The sequence below is a fragment of the Leptotrichia sp. oral taxon 223 genome (assembly GCF_013394795.1).
Lineage (GTDB): Bacteria > Fusobacteriota > Fusobacteriia > Fusobacteriales > Leptotrichiaceae > Leptotrichia.
Genome location: NZ_JABXYU010000001.1, coordinates 26,426 through 53,058, shown reverse-complemented (window position 1 = coordinate 53,058; position 26,633 = coordinate 26,426). Strand labels below are relative to the sequence as shown.

Annotated in this window: 23 protein-coding genes; 16 read left to right on the top strand and 7 right to left on the bottom strand. The window is 30.0% G+C overall.

Features of this window, described 5'->3' with window-relative positions; translation table 11 throughout:
* Positions 1–9: 9 nt before the first annotated feature.
* The 4 genes from HW275_RS00260 to HW275_RS00245 all read right to left on the bottom strand — a co-directional run bounded on the left by HW275_RS00260 (position 10) and on the right by HW275_RS00245 (position 4,212).
* Entirely contained in the window at positions 10–822 is an 813-nt protein-coding gene (locus HW275_RS00260) for a phospholipase D-like domain-containing protein (RefSeq protein ID WP_178934224.1), read from the bottom strand.
* Entirely contained in the window at positions 794–1,675 is an 882-nt protein-coding gene (locus tag HW275_RS00255) for a triacylglycerol lipase (protein WP_178934223.1), read from the bottom strand. Before HW275_RS00255 ends, HW275_RS00260 begins: the two co-directional genes overlap by 29 nt.
* Before the next feature lie 17 nt (positions 1,676–1,692).
* Positions 1,693–2,466 carry a type III pantothenate kinase gene (locus HW275_RS00250; RefSeq protein WP_178934222.1) on the bottom strand — a complete coding sequence of 258 codons (774 nt, stop codon included), beginning with the start codon at positions 2,464–2,466 and terminating at the stop codon, positions 1,693–1,695.
* Between the two features lie 81 nt (positions 2,467–2,547).
* Entirely contained in the window at positions 2,548–4,212 is a 1,665-nt protein-coding gene (locus HW275_RS00245) for an OPT/YSL family transporter (RefSeq protein WP_178934220.1), read from the bottom strand.
* A 257-nt stretch (positions 4,213–4,469) separates the two neighbouring features.
* Between HW275_RS00245 and HW275_RS00240 the strand changes: the two genes are divergently transcribed.
* The 3 genes from HW275_RS00240 to HW275_RS00230 all read left to right on the top strand — a co-directional run bounded on the left by HW275_RS00240 (position 4,470) and on the right by HW275_RS00230 (position 13,208).
* The gene (locus HW275_RS00240) at positions 4,470–5,264 is read left to right on the top strand and encodes a M48 family metallopeptidase (protein WP_178934219.1); all 795 of its coding nucleotides are present in this window, start codon (positions 4,470–4,472) and stop codon (positions 5,262–5,264) included.
* A gap of 20 nt (positions 5,265–5,284) precedes the next feature.
* On the top strand, positions 5,285–6,283 hold the full coding sequence (gene dusA, locus HW275_RS00235) for a tRNA dihydrouridine(20/20a) synthase DusA (RefSeq protein ID WP_178934218.1): 999 nt from the start codon (positions 5,285–5,287) through the stop codon (positions 6,281–6,283).
* A gap of 628 nt (positions 6,284–6,911) precedes the next feature.
* On the top strand, positions 6,912–13,208 hold the full coding sequence (locus HW275_RS00230) for an autotransporter-associated N-terminal domain-containing protein (RefSeq protein ID WP_178934217.1): 6,297 nt from the start codon (positions 6,912–6,914) through the stop codon (positions 13,206–13,208).
* A gap of 263 nt (positions 13,209–13,471) precedes the next feature.
* Here HW275_RS00230 and mscL read toward each other — a convergent pair whose 3' ends face one another.
* From mscL to HW275_RS00215, 3 genes are all read right to left on the bottom strand, one after another.
* Complete coding sequence (gene mscL, locus HW275_RS00225) at positions 13,472–13,873, bottom strand: large-conductance mechanosensitive channel protein MscL (RefSeq protein ID WP_178934215.1); 402 nt, start codon at positions 13,871–13,873, stop codon at positions 13,472–13,474.
* A gap of 141 nt (positions 13,874–14,014) precedes the next feature.
* Complete coding sequence (locus HW275_RS00220; protein WP_178934214.1) at positions 14,015–14,359, bottom strand: hypothetical protein; 345 nt, start codon at positions 14,357–14,359, stop codon at positions 14,015–14,017.
* A 38-nt stretch (positions 14,360–14,397) separates the two neighbouring features.
* Positions 14,398–15,075, bottom strand: coding sequence for an XRE family transcriptional regulator (locus tag HW275_RS00215; RefSeq protein WP_178934213.1), 678 nt, complete (start codon positions 15,073–15,075; stop codon positions 14,398–14,400).
* 513 nt (positions 15,076–15,588) lie between these two features.
* Between HW275_RS00215 and HW275_RS00210 the strand changes: the two genes are divergently transcribed.
* The 13 genes from HW275_RS00210 to hisG all read left to right on the top strand — a co-directional run bounded on the left by HW275_RS00210 (position 15,589) and on the right by hisG (position 26,604).
* Positions 15,589–15,684: an SHOCT domain-containing protein gene (locus HW275_RS00210; RefSeq protein WP_178936374.1), complete on the top strand. Its 96-nt coding sequence runs from the start codon at positions 15,589–15,591 to the stop codon at positions 15,682–15,684.
* Between the two features lie 233 nt (positions 15,685–15,917).
* The gene (locus HW275_RS00205) at positions 15,918–16,463 is read left to right on the top strand and encodes a hypothetical protein (protein WP_178934212.1); all 546 of its coding nucleotides are present in this window, start codon (positions 15,918–15,920) and stop codon (positions 16,461–16,463) included.
* A gap of 121 nt (positions 16,464–16,584) precedes the next feature.
* The gene (gene galU, locus HW275_RS00200; RefSeq protein ID WP_218975067.1) at positions 16,585–17,487 is read left to right on the top strand and encodes a UTP--glucose-1-phosphate uridylyltransferase GalU; all 903 of its coding nucleotides are present in this window, start codon (positions 16,585–16,587) and stop codon (positions 17,485–17,487) included.
* A gap of 125 nt (positions 17,488–17,612) precedes the next feature.
* Positions 17,613–17,963 (top strand): dihydroneopterin aldolase, encoded by a 351-nt coding sequence (folB, locus tag HW275_RS00195; protein WP_178934211.1) that lies wholly within the window; start codon positions 17,613–17,615, stop codon positions 17,961–17,963.
* 13 nt (positions 17,964–17,976) lie between these two features.
* A complete protein-coding gene (folK, locus tag HW275_RS00190; protein WP_178934209.1) occupies positions 17,977–18,480 on the top strand; it encodes a 2-amino-4-hydroxy-6-hydroxymethyldihydropteridine diphosphokinase in 504 nt (167 codons plus the stop codon).
* A 600-nt stretch (positions 18,481–19,080) separates the two neighbouring features.
* Positions 19,081–19,671: a GTP cyclohydrolase I FolE gene (gene folE, locus HW275_RS00185; RefSeq protein WP_178934208.1), complete on the top strand. Its 591-nt coding sequence runs from the start codon at positions 19,081–19,083 to the stop codon at positions 19,669–19,671.
* A gap of 435 nt (positions 19,672–20,106) precedes the next feature.
* The gene (locus HW275_RS00180) at positions 20,107–20,496 is read left to right on the top strand and encodes a hypothetical protein (protein ID WP_178934207.1); all 390 of its coding nucleotides are present in this window, start codon (positions 20,107–20,109) and stop codon (positions 20,494–20,496) included.
* Positions 20,497–20,705: 209 nt separating this feature from the next.
* On the top strand, positions 20,706–22,091 hold the full coding sequence (locus HW275_RS00175; protein ID WP_178934206.1) for a folylpolyglutamate synthase/dihydrofolate synthase family protein: 1,386 nt from the start codon (positions 20,706–20,708) through the stop codon (positions 22,089–22,091).
* A gap of 65 nt (positions 22,092–22,156) precedes the next feature.
* Entirely contained in the window at positions 22,157–23,239 is a 1,083-nt protein-coding gene (folP, locus tag HW275_RS00170) for a dihydropteroate synthase (protein WP_178934204.1), read from the top strand.
* A gap of 43 nt (positions 23,240–23,282) precedes the next feature.
* Entirely contained in the window at positions 23,283–23,813 is a 531-nt protein-coding gene (locus HW275_RS00165; RefSeq protein WP_178934203.1) for an NUDIX domain-containing protein, read from the top strand.
* Positions 23,814–23,859: 46 nt separating this feature from the next.
* Entirely contained in the window at positions 23,860–24,747 is an 888-nt protein-coding gene (locus HW275_RS00160; RefSeq protein WP_178934202.1) for a CPBP family intramembrane glutamic endopeptidase, read from the top strand.
* Between the two features lie 103 nt (positions 24,748–24,850).
* Positions 24,851–25,990 carry an ATP phosphoribosyltransferase regulatory subunit gene (locus tag HW275_RS00155; protein WP_178934201.1) on the top strand — a complete coding sequence of 380 codons (1,140 nt, stop codon included), beginning with the start codon at positions 24,851–24,853 and terminating at the stop codon, positions 25,988–25,990.
* Positions 25,987–26,604 (top strand): ATP phosphoribosyltransferase, encoded by a 618-nt coding sequence (gene hisG, locus HW275_RS00150; RefSeq protein WP_178934200.1) that lies wholly within the window; start codon positions 25,987–25,989, stop codon positions 26,602–26,604. Before HW275_RS00155 ends, hisG begins: the two co-directional genes overlap by 4 nt.
* The last annotated feature ends 29 nt before the right edge of the window (positions 26,605–26,633 follow it).

Sequence of the window (26,633 nt, the reverse complement as noted above, 5' to 3'; positions counted from 1 at the left end):
TAGGCAACTCTAATTTTTTTTGCTAATTTTATATTTCAATTCTCTTAGTGACATTGGGTTTACTTTTAGTAAATCTTTATAAACGTTATTTAGGTGCTTAATTGCAGTTTTATCTGTTGTTTTTATGCAAGTTTCGTGATTTAGCATAAATCCTGTGTCGGTAAAGTTTAAGGATCCTAAAAATGCAATTTTATTGTCAATTATGTAGATTTTGCTGTGAAGATCGTAGTTCTTGTTTAAAATATGAATATTAAAATTATCACGCAATGAATAGTAAAATTCATTGTTTTTTATTACTGTTCTTAAGAAAAATGTAAAAAGTCCTAGAAAAATTGTTAAAGCTAAAAGATTGTTTTTTGTAATTGGAAATACAGACTTTGTAAAGGAAACATCAAAGAAAAACAATGTGAAAATTTCCAGTATTAAAATCGACAAAATTAAATAGAGTATTATCAGTATAAGTTTTCCCAAGAGGATAATAAATTTTCCAAAACCTGGCATTGAATGATATTTAAATAAGTTTTTTCGTAAAAAAGGGTAAATTTTTTCATTATCTTTTGAAATAATATTTACCTGCACGTCTTTATTTAATGAACTAAAAATATCTTCAGTTATCATATTTCCGCTTAAAAAAGGAGAAATTACCGTGATTGATTTCTTGGCTTTTTGGATTGCATTTCGTACGCTAATGCCAGCCTTTTTTCCAACATAGATATCACAGGAAATCCCTTCTAAGAAAGGTTGCTCTGTTTTTGGAATATTCCTTGTTCTTGAAGTTTTTTTTGTTGTGTAGTTAGTTCGTCTTGTCGTCTTTTTTGTCATCATTTTCTTTTATATCAGAACTTTTTAAAAAGTCAGAAATCTCCTTCATTGTTCGGCTGTCTTTCAAAATGCTGGTGTGAGTAGTATTGTTAATAATTTTAAAATTATCAGATTCCATTTTTGCAGTTTCCAAAGGCACCATTCCATCATCCTTCCCACGAATTATCATTGAATATAGCGGATTATTCGTCTTATTTCCAATCAGAATCATATAATCGTAATCAGGTTCGCCAAGCTGATTTACAAAACTATCCTTTTTTGTGCTAAATTGTGGAACGACTTTTCCAAGCATAACTGGGAGTTTGTCTACAAATGGAACATCTGCCAAATGGGTTCCATGCGATGGTGGTGAAATAAATACAACTTTTCCTAAATTTTCAAGAGGATTTTCCTTTAAATAATATCGCAAAATCCCAGTTCCCATCGAGTGTGCTACAAAATTAATCTTTATATTTTTTTGTGTATTTTCATCATTTTTTTTATCTTTTCGTTTACCATTTTCATCAATTTCATAATACTGATTGTCTATTTTTCTATGCAAATTGTCTGCATAAATCTGCCCGTTAATATCCTCAATATTTGGCTTTATATAAAGTTCAACAATCTCTTCAGCAGTTTCTTTAGTAGTAGGATACTGAATATTGATAATCCTGTAATCATTCTTAAATTTTTGTGCAATGCTTTCCATATCCGAACTTTTCCCATAAATACCGTGAAGAAGTACCATAAAATCCTGATTTTTCCGAGCTTTATCATCTTTTTCATAATACGTCTTGATTTTATATTCATGATACAGAAGTCCAGCTACTGTAATTATTGAGCCAATTAATATATTTTTTGCTATTTTTTTCATATTATTTTCCTTTTTATTTATTTTTTGCAGTTCAATTTATAAAATTCAAAAATTCCCATTTCCCCAAGTTTTGCTACATATTCATCAATTTCTTCGATATATTCTGAAATTTTCTGTCCTTGTCCGCCAGTTGCGATAACATAAGCGTTTGGAAAGGAATTTTTGTATTGTAAAATTAATTCTTTTATTGCACCAACATTTCCGTAAAAGATACCGGCATTTATTTGTGAAATTGTATTTATTCCCAAAACTGTTTCAGGATTGGTAAATTCGATTTTTGGCAAAGCGGCGGTATTACTGAACAAGGCATTTATTGAAAGAGTGATTCCGGGAAGAATGCAACCGCCCATATAAGTGGAATCTTTTATCATGTCAAAAGTTGTGGCTGTACCAAAATCAATTATTAAAAGTTCCTTTTCTGGATATAGTTTTTTTGCCGCCAAAATGTCTACAATCCTGTCTGCACCGAGACCACGTTCCATATTTGGCAAAATTTTTATTTCATTTTCTACATTGTCAAATGTTACAAACATTGGATTGATGTTAAAATATTTTTTTCCAAGCCTTGTAAAATTTTCGTTAATATTTGGAACAACTGATGAAATAACAATATTTTTAATATCTGAAATTTCTAAATTGCTGTTTTTTGCAAATTCCTTTAACATTACAAAAAGAGTATCTTCGGTAAATTCCAGATGTGTCGGTATTCTGAATGTTGCTAGAATATCGCCATTTTCATTATAAAAAATCGGTATAATATGTGTATTTCCAATATCAAATCCTAAAATCATTATTTTTCCTTTCCGTTAGTGAGTTTATTAAAAGATTAAACTCAAAATCTTGTCTAAATTTAAATATTAAAGATATTTTTTTTATTTTACAAACAGCTTAATATAAGCAACAATTGATAAAATAACGCCTATAATCGCTTCTCCGCTCATTAATCCATTAGAAATTAAAAGCAGGTTTGAGTGAGATTTTTGTGAAATTCTGTTTCCAAAAAAACTTGCAAGTCCGCCTAAAAATACAGTTGAAGTTAAATAAAACGGTACATAGATTCCGATTCCAAAAGTTAAAACTGGTAAATTTAACAGGCTTAAAAGCAGTCCCGTTACAAGTCCAATAAAGAAAATATTCAAAAACGGAATTCCATTTATTACCGTTGCAACAATTGAAGCTTGTAATGCTATTAAATCGGTATTTTCTACTGGACCGATAGTTTTATAGACTCTGAAAAATACAAAAAATAAGAATGTTATTACAAAAGAACTTGCGATTGAGCCGATTAATTCGCCAAAAAGCTGCTCTGATGGATTTACTTTCATTTTGTAGCCTGATTTAAAGTCATTTAGAATATCGCCAGAAAGTCCGCATGCGACTGCTATAATGCAAGCCAGTAAAAAGAGAGTCAGGGTATTTAAGTTTATAGAAAATTTTATTCCGCCAATATTTAATCCGTTTAACATTTTATTTAAAAATGAAATTATTAGGATTGTAATTATGGCATAAATTTCCATTGGATTAACTCCAGTCTTTCCAGTCGAATAACCTGCAATTATTGTACATAAAATCGATATTAGGACTAAAACTAACGCAAGAAATATAGGAAGTTTATAAATAAAAATTATTATAATTATTGAAACGGCTGATAAAATAAATAATTTGGTAATGATACTTCTGTTTTCTGAATTATTCTTTGATTTATTTGAAAAAATAATTTTTAAAATTACAGCAATTCCAATTCCAATCATAAATCCCATTCCAAAACTATTTTTCATAGTGGGAAAATCAGCAATTTTAAACATTTTTGCAAGTGGTTCCCCAACAAAAATTACAGCAGCGCCGCCTAAAAACCAGACAAATGTATTTACAAATCCAAGCACATATCCGATTCCGACTAAAAGAGGCGATACATAAAAGCTGAAAGGCAGATTTTTTAGTGAAACTAATGCTGGAATAATGGGCGGTTTTCCCTTTGTAAAGCTGAAATCACGGAAAAGGGCGACAATAGAACTGAATAATGTTCCGAAGGCCACATAACGAATACTGTCAATATTTTTCCCAGAATCCACAAGATTGTATGCCGCTTCTCCAATTGGAAATTCCAATTCTTCTTCTTCAATTAACTTTGAACGAAAAATGTAGGACAAAAATGAACCTGCAATGCTTCCAATCAAAATTGTGATGAAAAGCAGCTGCTGATTTATGTCTGTTAATTTTCCGCCTAAAATAATGTAGGCTGGAACTGTAAAGGCAACTCCTCCCGCCACCATTGAACCAGCGCTCATAATGGTATGTGTAATTGTAATTTCCTTATTATTCGTCTTTTTAAAAAATTTTAGTGCCATCATAGATAAAAGCGTAACCATTATCGTTGGCCATGGCAATGCCCCAAATTTAAGCACGATATAAAAGGAGCTGGCAGATACAAGTATCGCTCCGATAATTCCAATTAAAATTGATTCAAATGTCATATTTAATCCGTTGCTTTTACTATTATTTCTTTTATTTGCTTTTGCTGATCTCTTTTTTGCCATTAAGTTTCCTCCTTGTTTTGCTATTAAAATTTTACTTTATTTTTGGGGTGTTTGTCAATGGAATTTTATGTTATTTGTATGTTAAATTTTGGAAAAAGAAAAATTCAAATAAAAATTTTGATATAAAGTTTATTGTAACTTATAAATTTTAAAATAATTATAAGAGAATTAATATTGAAAATTATAATAAAAAATTGTAAAATTATATAAAGAATAATAATTTATAAAATAAGAATACAGAGAGGAGAGGATTAATTATGAAAAAGAACTTAAAAATATTGTTTTTTGTGACAGCTTTAGGAATGGTTGCCAGCTGTACAGTAGCACCGCTTACAGGGAGAAGACAGCTTAAACTTGTGAGTGATAAAAGTGTGGCAGAAAGTTCAGTTTCTGCTTATAGACAGCTTATCCAGCAGGCAAATGCAAAGGGGCTGCTTGCAAATAACACGGCGGATGGACAGAGATTGAGAAGAATTGGAGGAAGAATTTCGTCAGCGGTGGAGCAATATCTGAATGAAAATGGAATGTCAAAAAAAGTTTCAGATTTACAATGGGAATTTAATTTGATAAGAACTAACGAGATAAATGCGTTTGCTATGCCAGGTGGTAAAATTGCCTTTTATACTGGAATATTGCCGATTCTAAATACTGATGCGGGAATTGCGTTTGTAATGGGACATGAAATTGGACATGTTATCGGGGGACACCATGCGGAAGCCTCAAGCAACAAGGCTCTTGCTGGAATTGCTGCTACTGTAACAGATGCCGTAACAGGTGGAAATGCTGTATCTTCCCTTGTTTCAAGCGGACTTTCCATTACTCTTTTGAAATTTAACAGAACTCAGGAATATGAGGCGGACAAATACGGAATGATATTCATGGCAATGGCTGGATATAATCCGTCTGAAGCAATTACAGCTCTTGAAAGAATGGATTCGATAGGCGCAGGAAAGAGAGCGGAAATTTTGTCGACACATCCGTCTGGAAAGCACAGAATTGAAGCGGCCAGAAAATTCTTGCCTGAAGCAATGAAATATTATAAGGCAAGATAAATTGAAATAATAAAAAATGTATGAAAGGAAATGTCGTGGGAAATAAGATAAGCATAGCTCCGATGGTAGACAGAACAGACAGGAATTTTAGAAATTTTGTGAGAATGATAAATAAAGATGTTTTGCTGTATACGGAAATGATAACAGCACAGGCTATTTTAAATGGAGATCTGGAGTATATTTTAGGATTTGATGAAGTGGAAGAACATCCAATAGTGCTGCAAATTGCGGCAACTAATCCGAAAGAAGCATATGAGGCGATAAAAATTGCTGAAAAATATAATTATGATGAAATCAATCTAAATGTTGGCTGTCCGTCTAACAGAGTTTCAGGAAATATGATGGGTGCTTATCTTATGGCATTTCCGAAAGAAGTGGCAAATATTGTGAAGGCAATGAAAGATGCAACAGGCAAGCCTGTATCTATAAAACATAGAATTGGGATTGATGGGAAAAATATACTTCCTGATACTTTTGAACGGACATTGCTGGATAAATATGAAGATATGATGAACTTTATTAATATTACTAAAAATACTGGAGTGAACAAATATATAATTCACGCACGGATAGCAATACTGGCAGGACTTGATCCAAAACAGAACAGAAGCGTTCCGCCACTTAGATATGATGAAGTTTACCGTGTAAAAAATGAAAATCCAGATTTACACATAGAAATTAATGGTGGAATTAAAAGTGTCAAAGAAATTGACGAGCATTTGAAATACGTGGATTCTGCAATGTTAGGACGTGAAATTTACGACAATCCTATGATTTTAACTGAATTTGGTAAATATTATGGAAAAGAAATAAATATCACCCGTAAGGAAATTATAGAAAAAATGATTCATTACGTCGAAAATATGGAAAAACAAAATCTTCGTCCACATCTATTCCTAATGCACACACACGGATTATTTCACAACGTACGTGGCAGCAAGATTTGGAAAAGGGTGATTAATGAACCAAGGGCAGATTCTGAGACATTGAGGGAATTATTAAAAGAAATGAAAAAATAAAATATATTGTTTTGATCAAAAATTAAAATTCTTAATTAATCGTTGTTTTAAAAGACAGCGATTTTTTTATAAAGTTAAATTTGAAAATTATGACTATATTATTTAACTTCAAAGATTGTTTAGTTTTATTGGTTTGAAATTAGAGGAAATTGATTATAAGATAATTTGAAAATTAACTTTAATATTTCTGTAAATAAATTTTAAGTAAAAAAGTTAAATATTTTTAAAATATAACTTGTATTTTTTTATTGTTTTTGATACAATATATTGTAACGAATTTTCAAAATTTTTTATTAACAATAAAAAAACTTTAAATGTTTTTCAAAGCAAAATGATAGTGAAAACATAATAATTTATAGAGATGTTTTATTAAAAATTTGAATTTATGCAATATGATTAAGTATTTTTATCAAATATATTATTTTTAAATGTGTATAATAAAAAAACAATTTAACATTTTAAAAAAGTTTTTTTTAAAATACACATGTTTAATGAAATAAAAGGAGTTCAAAATTGGTTATTTAGCAAATTTTGTGTTTGTTAAATGTGTGGAATAATAAATTTTTTTGGAAATAAAAGGATTTTAAAATTATAGAAATATTATTTAACAAAAGGAGTGTAAAACAAAATGACAAATAATCTTAGAAAAGTTTCGCAGGATTTGAGAGCGTTTGCAAAAAGAACAAAAGATTTTAAATATACAGATTCTGCATTAGTTACATTTTTAATGACAGGAATAGTATCAATTACAAGTAATTTGTTTTCAGCAACAACAGACAAAAACATAGAAAATCAGAAACAGGAGATTTCATCTTCAATAAAAGGTATGCATCAAAAGGTTAAAGAAACAAGAAGAGAAAACAACAAACTATTAAAAAATACAAATCTTGAACTTATTCAACTAATGGAACAAGGAGATCATGTTGTAAAATCACCTTGGAGCAGTTGGCAATATGGAATTAATTATTTTAATAATAATTGGAATGGAACTTACAAAGGAAGAGGAGATAAAAAAGAAAAATATCCTTATGAAGGGGTATTTGAAAGAAGTTCGAATATTTATGAAAGAGCAATATCGCCAGACAGTAGTAACTATGGACTATTAGATAAAAATAGAAAAGCAAATTTTGCTTCAGGTTCAGCAAAAGGATACGGTATAGCCAGTGTAAAATCGGTAAAAGAGCCAATTATACCTTTTGAAGTACGTGCAGGAATACGTCCAAGAAATATAAATAAATCGCCAATTGTAATAGCAGCAAAAAGTGCGATTACACCAACATTACCAGAAGCAATTAGCTTTACACCACCAAAACCGGTTATTGGGTTGCCAGAATTGCCAAAATTACCATCACCACCGACTTTTAATATACAACTAGGTTCTTACTGTAATTATATGGCAGATTGTGGAAGCGGTGTAGATGGTGGAGCTTATAATTATGATTTTGATCTTAATGCTTTTTCGGTTTTAGCTAATGCTCCTGGTACTAAAGGAAGACTTAGAGATGGTCATCCGTCATTAAGACATTCTTGGTCTAATACAGGAAGTGTTTTATTAAAATCATACTTTGATACAGAAACAAATTACAATTTAACAACTAATTTAACAGTTAATTCAGAAAATCCACTTAATGAAACTCAAAAACAATCTGAAAGAAATGCGGGAAGAGGATATAATGCACAAACTTTCTTAGTTGGTGGTTCTCGGGCAGCTACAATGGATAATGCACCCGCAAATACAGATATTAAACTTGATAACAAGGCAACAGTTAATTTGGTTGGGCCTTTGACAGTGGGATTTGAAGTTCAAACAGATACATATTACGGGCCAAATGGAAGTAAAAGAGAAATGGTTAATACAGGAACAATAACAGATGCTTCTGAAACGACGCTTGCAACTATTGGTGGATTAGCCAAAGGAGCTTCTGCGCCATTAACTCTTGCACCATTACTAGGTGGGACAACTGTTGATATAAATAGAACTGCTACTGGGTATACAGGATACAAAATTGGTATAATATTAACTTATGAGAATAACGATAGAAGAGTTAATAGTAAATATGTATTAACAAATAATGGAACAATTGATTTTGGTGGTGAAAAATCAATAGGAATTCAAGTTTACGCTCCCGGTTCACCTTCGCTTGTAGAAGTTGCAAATACAAATAAGATGAATATAGGTGGTACAGCGAGCTATGGTATGAAATGGTCTTCACGTGTAGCACCTAATAGTACGATGGAAAATACTGGAATACTTAATGTAAGTGGGGATGCAGGAGTTGATTCTAAGAATAATCCAGTAAATTCATTGTCATCAGGAATTGCAGTTATAGAAGATTCTAGTTACAGTAATGCTAGTGCAATAAGAGCATATCAAGGAAGAGTAAAAAATAATGGAATAATAAATGTTTCTGGTGGTAAAGGTAATACCGGTATGGTTTTGATTGCGAATGCCGCTGATGATATAACAAATGATGCGGCTGGAACAATTAATGTCAGCAGTACTGAAAAAAGACAAAATATAGCTATGAGAGTAGGTAAAGGGTCAGTATCAACAGATGCAAACGGGACACCTAAAGCAATAAATAACGGAACAATCAATTTAGATGGCGATTCATCAATAGGAATGGTTGGAATAAATGCAGACGTTGTTAATAATGCTGGAAAGAAAATAGGGACTACCAGTGGCAAGACAATCATTAATGGGATTGGTATGGCAACAAGTGGTGGAAAACTTGAAAATGAAGGTGAAATTGAATTAAAAGGTACAGGAGTTTCGACTAACGTTGGTGTATATATGATTAAAGGAACTGCCAATCCGACTGGAACACTTGGTTCAAACAGTAAAATCACAGTAAGTGGTACTAACTCAACAGGAGTATTGGTTACAAATGGTACATTGACTTACGGTGGAAGCACTACGGTTACAGGAGCAGCGGGAATTGCTGGGGCGATTGTTGGAGATAATAACACCAATACAGCGGATGTGACTGCTACAGGTGGTACAATCACGGTAAATGATGGTGCAGGCGGTTCTGCCGGAGTGTATGAATATACAGCTTCTGATGGGAAAACTAAAGTCAAAAAAGGTTCTTACGGACTTATTGTAGGAAAAGGTTCAAAATTTGTAGGAAAAACTGTGGGAGGAACAACAACATATGCAAATATTGATGCCAATGTAAAAGGTGAACAGTCTATCGGAGTGTATGCTGGAGAAGGTTCAAAAGTAGAACTTAAGGATCATACTGTAAAAGCGTACGAGGGAGCGGTAAACTATGATGCTGATAAAAATTCAACTATAACCTTAAAAGGAACAGGAACAGCAACTACAGGGCAAAAATCATTACTATTCTATCTTGGTGAAGATGGTACAGGAAAAGTTGCGATAGATGGAAAGATGAATGCGACAATTGAAGGTGGAACTACTCCTAATACCAGAGGAAATGCCTTCTATTATGTAGGAAATGGTGGTAACTTTGGAAAAACTCAGATTGAAGGATGGGCAAAACATAACTTCGGAGATGGAACAAGTACAACTTTAGGAAATCTAACCCTAAATATGAATAAAGGTTCAAGACTGTTTATCGCTCAAAATGTTGGAATGGACTTGTCTGATACAACAGGAGATGCCGTCTCAAAAGCTACAGGAGCACATATAAATGGAACTGACTATAAGACATTTATGCTGTACTTAAGTAAACTTACAATTAATCAGGATGTAAACTTGGATGATGCCAACGACGCATACAATCAGCTTGAAATTTCAAATTCGTCAATAACGAATGCAAATACTAAGACTATTACAGGAACACAGGCTAATCAGGTTGCAATGGCTCAGGAAAATAACAGGGGTCTGTATGCAAGAAACAAGGTTGTCTTGTCAAATGAAGGAACAATTAACTTAAGTGGTGCAGGATCTACTGGAATGTATGCTAAATTTGGAGAATTATACAACAAGGCAACAGGAACTATGACAATTGGTGACAAATCAACTGCTATTTATGGTATTGATGATTCATTGATTGAAAATGCAGGTAAGATTACAATAGGTTCTAATTCAACAGGATTGTATTCAGAAGGTTCTACAACACAGGCAATAAACAATCCAGGATCAATAGAATCAGCAGGAAATGATTCAGTTGCAATTTCTTACAAACCAGATGCGGCACTTTCTCCAGGGGTAATATTGGAAAATACAGGAAAAATCACTATGACAGGTGATAGAAATACGGCAATGTATGCAACTGGAACGCCAGGATATACAGCTAAGAACAGTGGAACAATAACATTGGGAGATTCAGCTTCAATTACTAGCCCTAACGTTGGACTTTACACCGACCATAATACTGTAACACTTGAAAATACTGGAACAATAGATTCTGGAAATAATACAATTGGAATTTATGGATATAATGCAGAAAATTCAGGTAACTTGAAGATAGGAAATGCAGCAATTGGAATATATTCTCAAAATGGAAATGTAAATTTGACAGGTGGAACAATAACAACAGGAACAGACGAGGCAGTTGGAGTTTACACAGTAGGAAGCGGACAGACTGTTACAAATAGTGGAACTGCATTTAATATAGGAAACAATTCATTTGGATTTGTAAATGTTGGGACAGGAAATACAATAAATTCTAAAATTTCAAATGTAGGACTAGGAGACAAGAATGTATATGTGTATTCGAGTGATACATCAGGAACAGTAACAAACTCTACAAATATAGCTTCTACAGGAGGACAAAACTACGGTATTTATTCAGCTGGAACAGTAACAAATAATGGAAACATTGATTTTTCAAGTGGTTCAGGAAATGTGGCAGTTTACAGTATTAAAGGTGGAACTGCAACAAACAATGGAACAATCACAGTAGGAGAATCAGATATTTCAGCTGTTGACAGTAGCGGTAATCCAGCTCCTCTGTACTCAATAGGTATGGGTGCAGGATATGAAACAACTGATACAGGTAATATAATAAATAAAGGAACAATTAATGTAAACGGGAAACATAGTATCGGTATGTATGCAAGTGGTGCGGGAAGTACAGCGACAAATGACGGAAATATCGTATTGAACGCAAGTAACACAACAGGTATCTATGCTGATAATGGAGCAACTGCAATAAACAATAACTCAATTACAACAGGTTCAGGAACTTACACAAATACAGTTGGAGTATATCTTGGAAAAAATTCAAAATTGATAAATAATAAAGGTGCGACTATCGACATAAATGCGAAAAACGGTGTGGGAGTTTACTTAAAAGGTGGAACAGTGGCAAACTACGGAACTATAAAAGTAAATGGAAGCACAAAAGATGAAGATACAATTTATGAATATACAGTGCCTGCAACAGGAAAAGGAGTGGGAGGAGTAAAAATTGATGCACCTGCGGGAGCCTCGACTGCCACAATTACTTTAAATGGAGTACCTCAAACACCAGTAGTTGTAAATACAATGGCAAAAAATCCAATATCTGTATCAGCATCTAGTATTGGATTATATGTAAATACTTCAGGAGTTAACTATACAAAATCAATAGATGGATTGCAAAATTTGACAAGTGAAGCAGATTTAATTATTGGATCTGAAGCTGCAGAATCAACAACTAGCAAATACATTTTAGTAAATGATCCTAACATAATAAATCCATATAGAAGAGCAATGTTAAACAATCCAAATATCAAGTGGAATGTATATTCAGGCTCAATAGGATGGATAGCGACTCCAACATTGGATTCAAATGGAGTAATAACAAGTCTATATATGGCTAAAATACCATATACAGACTGGGCAGGAAAAGAAACAACACCAGTAAACAGTACAGATACATATAACTTCTTGGATGGATTGGAACAAAGATATGGAGTGGAAGCCTTAGGTTCAAGAGAAAATCAATTATTCCAAAAATTAAATGGAATAGGAAATAACGAAGAAGTGTTGTTATATCAAGCTTTTGATGAAATGATGGGACATCAATATGGAAACCTTCAACAAAGAATCAATGCAACTGGAAATATATTGGACAAGGAATTCAGATACTTGAAACACGACTGGAGAAATCCATCTAAGCAAAACAACAAGATTAAAGTATTTGGCGCAAGAGATGAGTACAACACTGACACTGCTGGAATCATAGACTATACAAGTAACGCCTACGGTGTAGCGTATGTTCATGAAGATGAAAAAATCAAGATGGGTAACTCAAGCGGATGGTATGCAGGAGCTGTAACCAACAGATTCAAGTTCAAGGATATAGGACATTCAAGGGAAAATCAAACTCAGCTTAAAGCAGGAATCTTTAAGACAATGTCACCTAAGAAAGATTACAATGGAGCATTGCAATGGACAATTGGCGGAGATGTATTCGTAGGTATCAATGATATGAAACGTAGATACCTGGTTGTAGATGACGTATTCCAGGCAAAATCTGACTATCATTCTTATGGAGCGGCATTAAAGACAGACTTGGGATATGACGTAAGAATGAGCGAAAGAACACATTTACGTCCATATGGAGCATTGAAGATGGAATACGGAAGATTCAATGACATCAAGGAAGACAGAGGGGAAATGAGACTGGAAGTAAAAGGGAACGACTACTTCTCAGTTAAGCCGGAAGTCGGAATGGAATTCAGATATGTACAGCCACTTGCAGTGAGAACAAATCTGACAGTGGGACTTACAGCAGCCTATGAAAATGAACTAGGGAAAGTTGGAGATGTGAATAACAGAGGAAGAGTAAGATACACAAGCGCAGACTGGTTTGGAATCAGAGGAGAAAAGGAGGATAGAAAAGGAAATGGTAAGTTTGACTTGAACATTGGAGTTGACAACACAAGATTTGGAGTAACAGTAAATGGAGGATATGACACTAAAGGCAACAATATAAGAGGTGGAATAGGATTTAGAGCTATTTACTAGAATAAAGAATCATGGAAAAGTGAGGAACTTTAACAACTAAAATGTAACAGATGTTTGAGTTAGGAACTTAAAAGAAAAAAGGATGAAAGGGCAGTGGAACTTAGGTTTTGCTGTCTTTTTTTGTATTAATATTAAACCCCATTTAAATAACGAATTTATTAAAAAAGAAAAAACATATTTTTAAATGGGAGTTAGTATTAGTAACAAAAAAAGAGATACATTAACAGCATCTCATGAATTTACATTAACTTTTGAAATTTAAATTACTTATTTTTTAAAATATCTCTAATTTCAGCTAATAATGTTTCCTCTTTTGTAGGTATAGCCTCAGTAACTTCTTCAACTGCTTTTGATGCGGGTTTTCTTAATTTATTTACAAATTTTACCATTAAAAAAATAACAAATGCCATGATTAAGAAATTAACTACGTTTTGGATAAATAATCCATATTTTACTGCAGCTTCTGGAGCTGTTTCTGTAGCGGGTGTAATAATAATTTTTAAGTTTGAAAAATCAATTTTTCCTAAAATAATTCCAATAATTGGCATAATTATATCATCAACCAGTGAAGTTACTATTTTGCCAAAAGCAGCACCGATTATAACTCCAACTGCTAAATCCATTACATTTCCTTTAGAGATAAATTCCTTAAATTCTTTAAACATTAAAAAAGATTCTCCTTTCAAAATTTTATATCGCTTATTATAATGTATTTTTTATAAAATTGCAACTTTTTTATAAAAAAATTTATAGTTAATGGATTTGAACACTTCTTAAAACTAGAAATAATAAACTAAATGGATTATTTAAACTGTATTTTTTTGTTTTTTGGATTTATATATTTCCAATGTTTTGAAGAATACTTTGTTAAGTGAAATTAACAATTTTTTTCTGGCTTCGTTGGTAATAGTGCCGTTATTAGTATAAACAAACGAGTCAGAAATGAGGCATTTAATATATTGAATCTTTTCCCATTTGCTTAGTTTTTCTACTCGTTCATCGTTTGAAAGATTGTATTTTTGCACTTCCTTGTTTAGTTTATCCAGACTGTATGTTTTTACTTCCTTAAAATAAGTTGCTCTATCTTTTTCAAAATTAAAATTTCCATTTTCATCAATAACTGCGGAAATAGCTTCTTTAACTAATGTCATTTTTTATTCCTCCTCTAGTTTAAATGTATTTTACTTTTTCACCATTGATTTTCTACAAAAGTTCTGATTACTCGCCCTTTGCAATATAGTAATTCAGTATTTAAAATAATAATATCATCATAATCGGGATTAAATGAATGTAATCTAATAATTCCCTGCTTATCTATTATTAATTGCTTTATGTATGTTTCATCATTGTATTCAAATACACAGACTTTACCATTTAGACTTATTGGGTTAGTGCACAGTTCAGGATCAACAATGGCAATTGAATCATCCGGAATACTCTTATCAAAGCCGTTCATGCTGTCGCCAGAAACTTTTATGGCAAAAAGTCCATTTTTATAAATATCTTTTGGTATGGAATAGCTTCCAATTTCTTCGGAAAGATTGATGTAGCCTGTTCCTGCGCTGGCTTTGCCATACATTGGGATTTCGGTTATTTCAACAGGAATCAAATTTCCGTGAGAAGCAGCATTATATTTATTATGAGAATCAAAATTTGTTATGCCGGCCAGGTAATTTAAATCAACATTAAAAAACTTTGCGTATGCAGTGACAAATTTGCTGCTGGGTTCTGATAAGTTGTTTTCCCAACGGGATACCATACTTTTGGTTATACGTAAATTGTATTCTTTATTTAGTTTTTCAACTAAAGTGTCCATTGATAATTTATTATTTTTACGTAATTCTTTTAATCGTTTGCCAATATTCATAGGATAGTCCTCCAATGTTTTTATAATTTTTGAATTTATGGGGTATAAGCAGGATGGTTATGATTTTATAGTTCAAATTAAATTAATTTATTTTAGTATATTATACCTCTTTTGTTCCTAAAAAGCAACAAAAATTTTTAAAAATATTTATATAAAAATAAAAATATCAAAAAAATATAGATTTTAAAGGGTTTAGTTACAAGTCTTTTTTAAAAAATTTACAAATAAAACATTTTATAAAGTTCCTTAAAAGGTACAAAAAAAGTTTTGCTTAATTTAAAAAAACATAGTACAATTATAGTAATACTATTTTTAAGTTGAACAAAAAATATCGGTTTGACTGTTTTTCACAAATTAAGTTTGAAGAAGATTTATAGATAAAATGATTGTGAGAAAGGAAAATATAGATATGAGACAAATATATTGAAAAGAACGCTTATTCATTTGTAAATGCTGTGAATGATTCGATATGGGGAGTTTGAAAAGTTGAAAAAACTGTTAAATTAGTCTTCGATTGCTGATGAGCTGATTAAATTTAAAAAATTGCTGGATGAAGGGGTTATAACTCAGGAAGAATTTGAAAAAAGAAAGAAAGCGCTTTTAAAATAAAAATTTTAATTGTTTAGAAGATAAGAAAAATAATATTTTATGTGAAAATTTATTAAATAAAATCAAAAAATGTTGATGTATTATTTAAAAAATTATGATATAATTATATAAAATTGAAATTATATAAAAAAACTAATTTAGAATTGGATTTAAAAGTTATTTTATTTAATTCTTAATTTGTTTTAGTTAGATTTCAAAATAGTTCAAGCATATATTGAAAGGATGTAGATAAAATGAAAAAATTAATATTCTCACTTTTGTTTTTAGTCGGGATACAGGGATTTAGTGATACTTGTAATTTTGCAGCTAATCCTGATACTTTTTTAGATAGAGTTATAAAAAAGATACAATCTGAAAAGCGGACAGATGATATTTTTTGTGACAGGGACAAAATAAAAATGGCATATTACACCATTGAAGATGAAGATTATAATGCAAATGTAGGTGTTGTGATAAAAGTTAGCCCAGCAACGTCAAATGATGACTTTAAAAAGGATTTTTACAAAAAATTTAATGACTATAAAAATTTCTTTACAGGAATTGATACAAGAAACTTAGGAAAAACACCGCTTCCAGACAAGGAAATTGTACGTTTCTATATCCAGTTTCCAGATGAAAAAAGTATCATTATAATTGGGAAATATGAATATGACTTGAAAACTAAGAAATATCAGTTAGTAGCCAATTCAAAAGCAAAAGATTATTTTGAGAAAATAAATTTATTTGCTCCATTAGCTTCAACAAAAGTAACTTATTCTGATGAAGGGCACATATATTAGAATAACTAATTATATATAAAAATTCTAAAACTGAATTTAAAAACTACTAACTTTAGGTTTATGTTATCTTGTCAGTTGAATTTTATGATAGTTTGAGCATATATCAGGAGGGAAATTAAATATGAGTATAAAAAAAATAAGAAAAGCTGTTATACCGGCAGCAGGACTTGGAACAAGAGTTTTGCCAGCAACAAAGGCACAGCCCAAAGAAATGCTTGTAATTGTTGATAAACCTGCATTGCAGTATCTTGTGGAAGAACTGGTTGAAGCGGGAATAGAAGAAATATTAATTATTACCGGAAGAAATAAAGGTTCAATTGAAAATCATTTTGATTATTCTTATGAACTGGAAAAAACATTAGAGGAAAAAGGAAAAGAAGACTTGCTGAAAGTAGTAAACAATATTTCTGAAATGTCAAATATTTATTACGTGCGTCAGAAAAAGCCGCTGGGATTGGGACATGCAATAAGCTGTGCAGAAGCATTTGTAGGGGATGAGCCATTTGTTGTGCTTCTGGGAGATGATATTATTTATACAGACAAGAAAAAAGGGCAGAATCCCGTTACAAAACAGCTTGTAGAAAAATACAGTGAATTGCAGAACGGTACAATTTTAGGAGTACAGGAAGTTCCTCATCAGAATGTTTCAAAATACGGGATAATAAAGCCGTTAAAACAAATTGATGAAAAAACAGTGGAGGTGGAAGATTTTATCGAAAAGCCTTCAGTTGATGAAGCTCCAAGCAATCTTGCCGCATTAGGGCGATATGTGTTGGAACCTGAAATTTTTTCATATTTAAAAAGGACAAAACCTGGAAAAGGCGGAGAAATTCAATTGACAGATGCAATCTTGGCAATGAAGAACGATGGTGAAAAATTGTATGCGTATAATTTTGATGGACTAAGATACGATACTGGAGATAAATTTGGAATGTTTATTGCAAATGTTGAATTTGGATTAAGACACGAAGAATTGAAGGACAGGGTAAAAGATTATTTGAAAGATTTAGTAGAAAAATTATAATTTTTATATTAAGGGCATAAGATGACAGCTTTATGCTCTTTTCTTTTTACCCGAGCACTATTTATTTTTAAGATTTTATATGATAAAATATACGTAAACTTTAAATAGAAACGAAGGAGATGCAATTGTATAAAATAAAGATTAATAATATGAAATTTCATTCATATATAGGCGTTTATGAGGAAGAAAAAAAAATTGGGCAAAACATTGAAATTGATTTAATCATTTCACTTTCAAAGGAAATCATTAAGAATGATGATATAAGCAGTACATTAAGCTATGGGGACTGTTATAGAAAAATAGAGAAAATTGTTAAAACAAGCAGAGTGGATTTGCTGGAAACATTGGCTTTGGATATTATAAAAGAAATGAAAAAATTGAATCAAAAAATTGAATATGTGCAAGTAAATATACGAAAATTGGCGGTTCCAATTAATGGAATTTTTGACAGTGTTGAAATTCAGATAAAAGATTAGGCAGGAGCAGAAAATGAATAAAATAAAAAAGGCTAAAAACAAAGTTTATTTAAGTTTGGGCAGTAATATTGGAGAAAGAGAAGAATACATTCAAAAAGCTATTGAAGCAATTGAAAGAACTGAAGGAATTGAATTATTGAAAAAATCGGGATTATATGAAACAACTCCTGTTGGATATTTGGAACAGGATTTATTTTTAAATGCAGTAATTAAGATTGAAACTGATTTTTCAGCAAGAGAAATCTTAAAAATTATAAATAAAATTGAAGCGGAACTAGATAGAAAAAGGGAAATTAGATGGGGTCCAAGAACGATTGACATTGATATTTTGATTTTTTCAGATAAAAAAATTAACGAACCTGATTTGATAGTTCCACATAAGGAAATATTGAATAGATTATTTGTATTAGTTCCATTGATTGAAATTTATGATGGAGAATATTTTGAAAAAGAAGAAATTGTACAAAAAATAGATGAATTAGTTGAGGCAGGAGATCAAAAAATCGAAAAAATTTGAAAATACTAATAATTATAAAATTAATAACTCATTTGAATAACAGATTAATTATAAATTTTTTTACGAGGGACTAAAATTTCTTGTTAGTAAATAATAAAAAATATAATTTCTATTTTTTTAATGGAGTTTAGTATTGTATCAGATTAAAGTTTTCGAATTATAATAAAAAGGGCTGTCTCATAAAGTAAATAAAATTACTAAATCATAAATTTTATATATTTTACTATATTTATAAAATCAATAAAAATAATATCTGTTGATTTTTAGAAATATATAATATTTATGTTAGTAAAATTATTTTTGACTTATGAAACACCCTCTTATATTTTTTAAAATTGTCAATTAAATTATCGGACTCTATATATTATATAATATTATATATCATTAATATCAATACGAAACACACATATATTTAAACAAATATTTTCTAGAACAAAGGGTATTAGCCCTTGTGGAAATATAAAAATTTAGGTTGTTGAATTGGTGGTTTCTAATGGTCTAATAACTTTAATTAAGTTTTCCTACAGTAAAAAAAAATTTATCAAAATAGAATTGTCGGAATACTTCTACCATAAAATCAAAAAAAGAAAGGTTAAGAAAATGAAAAAAAGCAAAAGTATAGATAAAGAAACGAGATTAAAAAATATTGAAAATGCAGTACGTGAAATTTTAATAAATATTGGTGAAGATGTAAATAGGGAAGGGCTTGTTGAGACTCCTAAAAGAGTTGCAAAAATGTATAATGAGATTCTGAGTACAAAAAGTGTAGATGATTTTGAAAATTATAAATTATTTGATGTAGATTTAGGCGATTCGCAGGAAATGGTGCTTGTAAAGGAAATACCATTTTTTTCAATGTGTGAGCATCATATGCTACCATTTTTTGGAAAGGTGCATGTTGCTTATATTCCGAGAGATAATAAAGTTATTGGACTTAGCAAGATACCAAGACTTGTGGAATTTATTTCAAGAAAATTAAGTGTTCAGGAGGAAATCACTGTAAATATTGCAAAAAAATTAATAGAGATATTGAATCCATTGGGAGTTGCTGTAGTGGTTGAGGCACGACACATGTGCATTGAAATGAGAGGAGTTAATAAAATTGGTTCTGTGACTAGAACTTCATTTTATAGTGGCGAATTTAAGGAGAATGTGGATAGGAAGAAGGAGTTTTTAGATGGGATAAAATAAGACAACATGGAACGAAAGATAGAGGTGCATATTAATGAAAAAATATATTTTTCTTTTATTTAACTTAATTTATTTAATTGGTTTTAGTACAGATGTAAAAAATATTACTAGAAGGCTTAGTGATAAATTAAGTCAGTTGAAAACTTTTTCTATTACGAAAATGGCAGTAAATTAATTCAATTTAAAGGTAATATAACAATAGAAGCTAATAAAAATAATATTCCCGTTTGGATCCTTGATGATTATGAGTTTGCTGATAAAATAATTAATAGTATTGATAATAAATTCATTTTGGATAACTTTAATATTAGTATAAATGAAAAAAAATTTGATTTTTTCAATGAAAAAGATTTAATTAAAATAAAAAAGTCAAATATTAGAGAAAAAATAGAAAATATTGAAAAAAATTCTAATATTTTAGAATACTATAAAAGGATGAAAGCAAACTATTATTTACCTTCATCAGCTCCAAAGCCTGATTTTAATATAATCTCTTCTGAATTTATTTGGATTGCATTTTCTAAAGGTGGACTGCTAATTGATGTTCAAGGATTTAAGAAATTTGAAAAAGAAGTTTTATCAATTCCTAATGTAGATAAAAAAATTATGGAATTAAAGGAATTTATTGAGTACATTGACAAAAATAGAACTTTATCTTATGAAGCAAAAGAAGAAGAAAAGAAATTTGAAAAATTAATATCCAAGGAGTATGAAGATAGTAGTATTCAGCCTAAAGGATACGATAATACATATAAAAAGATTTACTTTTATATGTTAGCTAAAGATATAGTTGAACTAAATAATTTAATAAAAGAAATAAAATAAAAGTATTAAAATTTAAAGTTTTTGATATGATAGATTGTAAAAGTAAAAATGATAAAATTGAATAACAGTAATGTTTATTTATAGTAACAAGGGTTAAGACTTCTTGTCAGAGAGTGGAGAAAAATAATAAATTTAAAAATGCTGTATTTACTGGAATTTTTAAACTTTTACAAATGACTAAAAGGATTAAAAAATAGGAGAAAAAAGTGATGAAAGAATCATTATATGGAGAAAAGAAAAGAGTAAAATTGCTTGCAGAAATTTTGGATATAATGAATAATCCAGCGAGCGATGTTCAGGTTATTCATGTTAGCGGGACGAATGGGAAAGGTTCGACTTGTTATATGATTAATAGCATTTTGTGTGAAATGGGATATAAAGTTGGATTATTTACGAGTCCTCAAATAAGGACAATTTATGAATTGATTAAGGTTAATGGGGTTGAAATTACTGAACTGGAATTTGAAGAGTGTAAAAATAAGTTAAGACAGGTTTTGAATAAACTGGATTTGGATTTGGAAAATGATTTATCGTATTTTGAAATGGTGTTTTTGATTGCGATGATACATTTTAAAAATAAGAATGTGAATGTTCTGATTTTGGAATGTGGGCTTGGAGGGGAGCTGGACGCAACGAATGCAGTTTCAAAAATTGATTATACTATTTTTACAAAGATTGGGATTGATCATAAAAATATTTTGGGGAATACGATTGAGGAAATTTGCCGAACAAAGTCAAAAATTATAAGAAAACAGAGCAATGTTATAATTGCTCCAAATCAGAGAAATGTAGTTTATGAAATTTTGGAAAAAGAAGCAAAATATAAAAATTGTGATATTTTTTTAGCTGAAAAAAATATAAAAATTGAAAAAGTAGAAAATATAAAAGAGAATAGACAAAATATTTACGAAAAAGAAGATTTAAAATCTGAAAACAGTTTAGAATTTCAAAATAAAGTTAAAGCTGAAATAATTAAAAATTATGATTTTGGGAAAAATTTTAAAAATAATGAGTATTTTTTTAGATTTGGGCTAAAAGGCAATCAACAGCTGGAGAATCTGGCAACAGTCTTAATGTGGTATTTTAGATTTTATGATGATTCTAAAAATAGTGTAGAAAATACAGAGGAAATATTGGATAGAGCTTTGGGAACATTGAAAATTGCAGGACGAATGGAAAAAGTTGAGAAAATTAAAAATGTGTATTTGGATGTGGCACATAATGAGGATAGTGTTGAGGCTTTTGTAGATTATGTTAAAAAGAATTTTGATAATAGGAAAAAGATTTTTGTAGTTGGATTTTTGAAGGATAAGGAAGTGGAGAAATGTGTGAATCTTTTAAAAATAGCTGGAGATAATTTTATACTTACAGAGCCGAATAATGAAGAAAGAAAATTGGATTCAGAGATTTTGGAGAGATATTTTGAAGATAAAAAAATTGAAAATCCTAAAAATATTATAATTTCTGAAAAGAATATTGAAAAGGCTTTTTTGAAAGCGTTGGAATTGAGAGAGAATGAAGATGAGTGTATTTTTGTAGTGGGATCATTTTACTTGTTAGGAGAAGTAAAAAAAGTTATTGAAAAATGTTTTTAATTTAATCAGAATAAATATTAAAACAAAAAAATAGACATATTATTTAAGAAGGGAAAGAAATAAAAATGATTAAAATTAATGAAATTAAGAATAGGGATTCAAAAAATATTGTTATTGAATTTAATGGAAATAAAGAAGAACTGCGTAAATTTGAGAATTTTTTGGAAGAAAAGAATATTTTTTTATTTAATAAAAATGAAGGGATTACAGCTATTTTTAAATATTCAGAATTAAAACAATTAGTTGAAATTTTGAAAATGGAAAATAGGTTTGAATTTGAAAATGGAATTGAAAAATTGGAAGAGATTTTACAAGAAAATAGATTGATTTGGAAGGGGAATAGTTTTGAATTTGATTTGACGACTGAGTCGGTTATTTATTCGATTTTGAATATTACGCCAGATTCATTTTATGACGGGGGAAGGAATTCAAGTGTAAATAAGGTTTTGAAGCGAATTGAGGAAGATATTAGAAATGGAGCTAAAATATTTGAGTTTGGGGGGAAATCGTCTAAGCCTAATTTTGATGATATTTCGGCAGAAGAAGAATGGAATCGGATTGAAAAATATATTGAGGCTGTGAAAAAGGAGTTTCCAGATATTGTGCTGGCTTTGGACAGTGATACTGAGGAAGTTATTGAAAAAGGACTGGATACGGGAATTGATATTATTAATGATTTTAATGGATTCACTTCGGAAGGAAAATTGAAATTGGTTGAAAAATATAAACCTTCGTTGGTTGTGATGAATAATGGACGGTTTGATGAAATTCCGAACTTGAAAAATTATTTGGAAAATTATTTTGATAAGCGAGTAAAAGCAATTTTAGAAACTGGAATTGAAAGAGAAAAGATTTCAATAGATCCGGGAGTTGGATATTCTTCAAATAATAGCATGAATACTCCTGAAGACATGGAAAGAATTAAGTCTGTAAAATATTTACGGAATATGAGATTACCAATAATGATTGCAATTTCAAGAAAAAGTTTTAATGAGAAAATATTTGGGCTGTCGCTAGAAGAAAGACTTATGGGAACATTAATATTTGAAAGTCTGATGGTGCAAGATGGAGGAAGAATTTTGAGGGTTCATGATGTGAAGGAAACTAGGGATATTTTGAATATGCTAGAAGTTTATAATAAAATTTAATTTTAAAATTAAAGAAAATATTCAAAAGGAGAACACTTTGAAAATGGAAAATGTAAATTTCTTAAAAAAACATTTACAAAATTTAGCAGAATACGAGCCTGAATTGAAAACAAAAATAGAAAAAATTTTGGAAATATTATCACAAATGAAAATAGAGGATTTGACAAACAGAAAATCAAAAGTTCATTTATCAGCAAGTGCAGTTGTTTTTAATAAAAATAAATGTTATTTTATAAAACATCCATATTTAAAAACTATTTTACTGCCAGCAGGACACGTAGAAAATGATGAAATACCTTTAGACACTGCTATCCGTGAATTTGTAGAAGAAACTGGTTTTTTTGCAAAAATTGATGAAAATATGAAAAATATGGGATTGATTGATGTAAATGCGATTGACATTCCTAAGAATCCTGTGAAAAGTGAAGGGGAGCATATTCATATTGATTTTCGGTATAAACTTGTCTTGGATGAAGATAGAGAAGGGCAAAAGGCTGAATTGGAGTGGTTTTTGCTAGGAGAAAATGAGGTTGATGAAGAATTTAAGGGGTATTATAAGTATTTGAAAAAATAAAATAATTTTTAGATAAAATAAAGAAATATATGGGAGATTAAGAAAAATGACTGACGAATTTCAAAATTATGTAGATGATATTCGAGAAAATAATAAGTTAAAGTTAATACTGGTACCGATTGTTATTGTTTTTTTTGCATTAGTTTTAAATTTTTATTCAATAATTTTATTAATGCCATTTTTTATAGATAATTTGGGAGAACTTTTTACTTTAGAGGGAAATGTAAGTATATTGAATGAGTTTTTTTGCTTAGGATTGTCTATATTTTTTATGATGAAAGTTTCAAGATTATCATTGAGGCAGTTAGGTTTTGTTAAAGATAAGATATTTGGTTCTTATTTGAAAGGTGCTTTATTTGGGATTTTAGAAGTTTTTTTCGTTTTTTTTATAATATTTGGGTTAAGAGGAATAGAAGTTTATTTTTTAGGAAATCTTAAATTTTTTGTATTCATAAGAATACTTTTATTTTTTATTTTTCAAGGAATGTTTGAGGAAGTTTTATTTAGAGGATATTTAATGGTGATGTTTTCAAAGGTAATGGGGATAAAATTTTCTATAATAGTATCATCTTTCTTGTTTGCAGTAATTCATTTATTAAATCCAAATATTCAGATTCTAGGATTATTTAATATATTTTTAGTTGGAATTATGTTTGGCCTAATATATTATTACACTGGGAACTTATGGATAATCGGGGCAATGCACACGTTCTGGAATTTCACTTTGGGCTATATTGTTGGCTCGCAGATAAGTGGAATGGGTACGTTAAAGTCAATTTTGAGTTCGATACCAATTGACAATAAAGAATTTATAAGTGGCGGGGCATTTGGATTTGAAGCCAGTATTGTTACAGTAGTAGTTCAGATAGCTATAAGTCTGTTTGTAATATATTTGATAAAAAAAGAAAAATTAAAGAAAGCTGATAATTTATAGAAAATATTTGAATGAAAGGGAGTGTAAAAACTTCCTTTTTTTGCAATTATTTTGATTATATGGTAAGATAAAAGCAAAACAGGTGTGGAAAGTGAAGTAAATTATGAAAAATTATATAAAAAATATGAGTAAAAAAGATTTAGTATTACTAAATATACGGAAAATGTATGATTCTTATGGATATAAAAAGATTTCTCTTCCGAGTTTTGAGGAATATGATTTGTATAATGAAAATAAGGATTTTATTGATAGGAATGTATTGACTGTTATGAGTCCGAATGGAAAATTGTTAGCGTTGAGACCTGATATTACGTTGTCGGTTGCTAAAAAGGTGTCTAAAGATCAGTCTTTGAAATACAGTAAAATTTATTATCAGGAAAATACCTACAATTTAACAAAATATGTTGGTTACGAAGAGGATGAACAGCTAGGGATTGAATTAATTGGGAAAGAATCGACGTTTTTGGATTTTGAGATTATTAATCTTGCAGTAAAAAGTTTGGATATTATAAATAAAAAAAGTATGATTGTTTTGTCACATGCGGGATTTATTTCTTCGATTTTTGAAAATTTCGATTTGGAATATGAAACAAAAGAGCAAATATTGGATTGCATTAATAGAAAAAACAGCCACGATATACAAAAAATACTAAAAAGCAATGAACATATTTCAGAAAATGTGAAAAAATTGATTTATAAAATTCCTGAATTGTCGGGCAATTTGGAAAATATTGAAAAGGAACTTTTAAAATATGAAATAAATGGCAATACGAAAAAAATATTATCTGAACTTAAACAGTTAAACAGTTTATTGATGAAATTTTACAAGAAATCAAAAATTATATTTGATTTTTCTGTTGTAAAAAATTTAAATTATTACAACGGAATTATTTTGCAAGGATATATTGAAGACTTTCCAAATGTAATTTTAACTGGCGGCAGATATGACAAATTGTTTGAAAAATTTGGGGTTGATACCGGAGCTGTTGGATTTGCGATTTTGACTGATGGATTGAAGGGGTATTATAAGGATACGAATAAAAAGGATTTTGAGGTTTTGATTGCTTATGATAACAGTGATTTTGAAAAATTGGTGGAAATTGTGAATGATTTTCAGAAAAAGGGGCTTAGAGTAAGGACAGAAAATATTGAGAATTTAGGTGAAAGTGATTTTGAAATTTTTAATTTTGATGAGAAATATATTTTTCAAAATGGGGAATTGAAAAAGGGAGGAATAGTATGATAAATATAGCTCTTCCTAAAGGGAGATTAGGAAATAAAGTGTATAATTTATTTGAGAAAATAGGATATGAAAGTTCGGAAATGAAGGAAGATAATAGGAAACTGATTTTTGTGAATGAGGAAAGAAATATTAGGTTTCTTTTGGTGAAGCCGTCGGATGTAGGGGTTTATGTCGAAAAGGGAAGTGCGGATATTGGAGTTGTAGGAAGGGATATACTGCTTGAAGAAAATCCTGATGTGTACGAACTAATGGACTTGGGATTTGGGAAATGCAGGTTTTCGATTGCAGGACCGATGGATTTTAAAGAAAATTTCGATAGACCTCTTGTGGTTGCAACAAAGTATCTTAATGTGGCTAAAAAATATTTTGACTCAATTAATAGGGATGTAGAGCTTATAAAATTAAATGGTTCTATTGAAATAGCACCGATTTTGGGACTTTCGGATGTGATAATGGATATAGTTGAAACTGGGACAACTTTGAAGGAAAATAATTTGAAGATTCTTACAAATATTGAAGATATAAGTGCCAGATTTGTTGCCAATAAATCAAGTTACAGATTTAAAAATAAAAAAATTGAGGAAATTGTTAACAAGATAAAAGAAATTTTGTAAATAGTCTAAAAATTAAACAAAATATAGTA

Bases quoted from the DNA above. Each gene is read 5' to 3' on its own strand.
- HW275_RS00260 (WP_178934224.1), bottom strand. From the start codon at position 822: ATGACAAAAAAGACGACAAGACGAACTAACTACACAACAAAAAAAACT.
- HW275_RS00255 (WP_178934223.1), bottom strand. From the start codon at position 1,675: ATGAAAAAAATAGCAAAAAATATATTAATTGGCTCAATAATTACAGTA.
- HW275_RS00250 (WP_178934222.1), bottom strand. From the start codon at position 2,466: ATGATTTTAGGATTTGATATTGGAAATACACATATTATACCGATTTTT.
- HW275_RS00245 (WP_178934220.1), bottom strand. From the start codon at position 4,212: ATGGCAAAAAAGAGATCAGCAAAAGCAAATAAAAGAAATAATAGTAAA.
- HW275_RS00240 (WP_178934219.1), top strand. From the start codon at position 4,470: ATGAAAAAGAACTTAAAAATATTGTTTTTTGTGACAGCTTTAGGAATG.
- dusA (WP_178934218.1), top strand. From the start codon at position 5,285: ATGAAAGGAAATGTCGTGGGAAATAAGATAAGCATAGCTCCGATGGTA.
- HW275_RS00230 (WP_178934217.1), top strand. From the start codon at position 6,912: ATGACAAATAATCTTAGAAAAGTTTCGCAGGATTTGAGAGCGTTTGCA.
- mscL (WP_178934215.1), bottom strand. From the start codon at position 13,873: ATGTTTAAAGAATTTAAGGAATTTATCTCTAAAGGAAATGTAATGGAT.
- HW275_RS00220 (WP_178934214.1), bottom strand. From the start codon at position 14,359: ATGACATTAGTTAAAGAAGCTATTTCCGCAGTTATTGATGAAAATGGA.
- HW275_RS00215 (WP_178934213.1), bottom strand. From the start codon at position 15,075: ATGAATATTGGCAAACGATTAAAAGAATTACGTAAAAATAATAAATTA.
- HW275_RS00205 (WP_178934212.1), top strand. From the start codon at position 15,918: ATGAAAAAATTAATATTCTCACTTTTGTTTTTAGTCGGGATACAGGGA.
- galU (WP_218975067.1), top strand. From the start codon at position 16,585: ATGAGTATAAAAAAAATAAGAAAAGCTGTTATACCGGCAGCAGGACTT.
- folK (WP_178934209.1), top strand. From the start codon at position 17,977: ATGAATAAAATAAAAAAGGCTAAAAACAAAGTTTATTTAAGTTTGGGC.
- folE (WP_178934208.1), top strand. From the start codon at position 19,081: ATGAAAAAAAGCAAAAGTATAGATAAAGAAACGAGATTAAAAAATATT.
- HW275_RS00180 (WP_178934207.1), top strand. From the start codon at position 20,107: ATGAAAGCAAACTATTATTTACCTTCATCAGCTCCAAAGCCTGATTTT.
- HW275_RS00175 (WP_178934206.1), top strand. From the start codon at position 20,706: ATGAAAGAATCATTATATGGAGAAAAGAAAAGAGTAAAATTGCTTGCA.
- folP (WP_178934204.1), top strand. From the start codon at position 22,157: ATGATTAAAATTAATGAAATTAAGAATAGGGATTCAAAAAATATTGTT.
- HW275_RS00165 (WP_178934203.1), top strand. From the start codon at position 23,283: ATGGAAAATGTAAATTTCTTAAAAAAACATTTACAAAATTTAGCAGAA.
- HW275_RS00160 (WP_178934202.1), top strand. From the start codon at position 23,860: ATGACTGACGAATTTCAAAATTATGTAGATGATATTCGAGAAAATAAT.
- HW275_RS00155 (WP_178934201.1), top strand. From the start codon at position 24,851: ATGAAAAATTATATAAAAAATATGAGTAAAAAAGATTTAGTATTACTA.
- hisG (WP_178934200.1), top strand. From the start codon at position 25,987: ATGATAAATATAGCTCTTCCTAAAGGGAGATTAGGAAATAAAGTGTAT.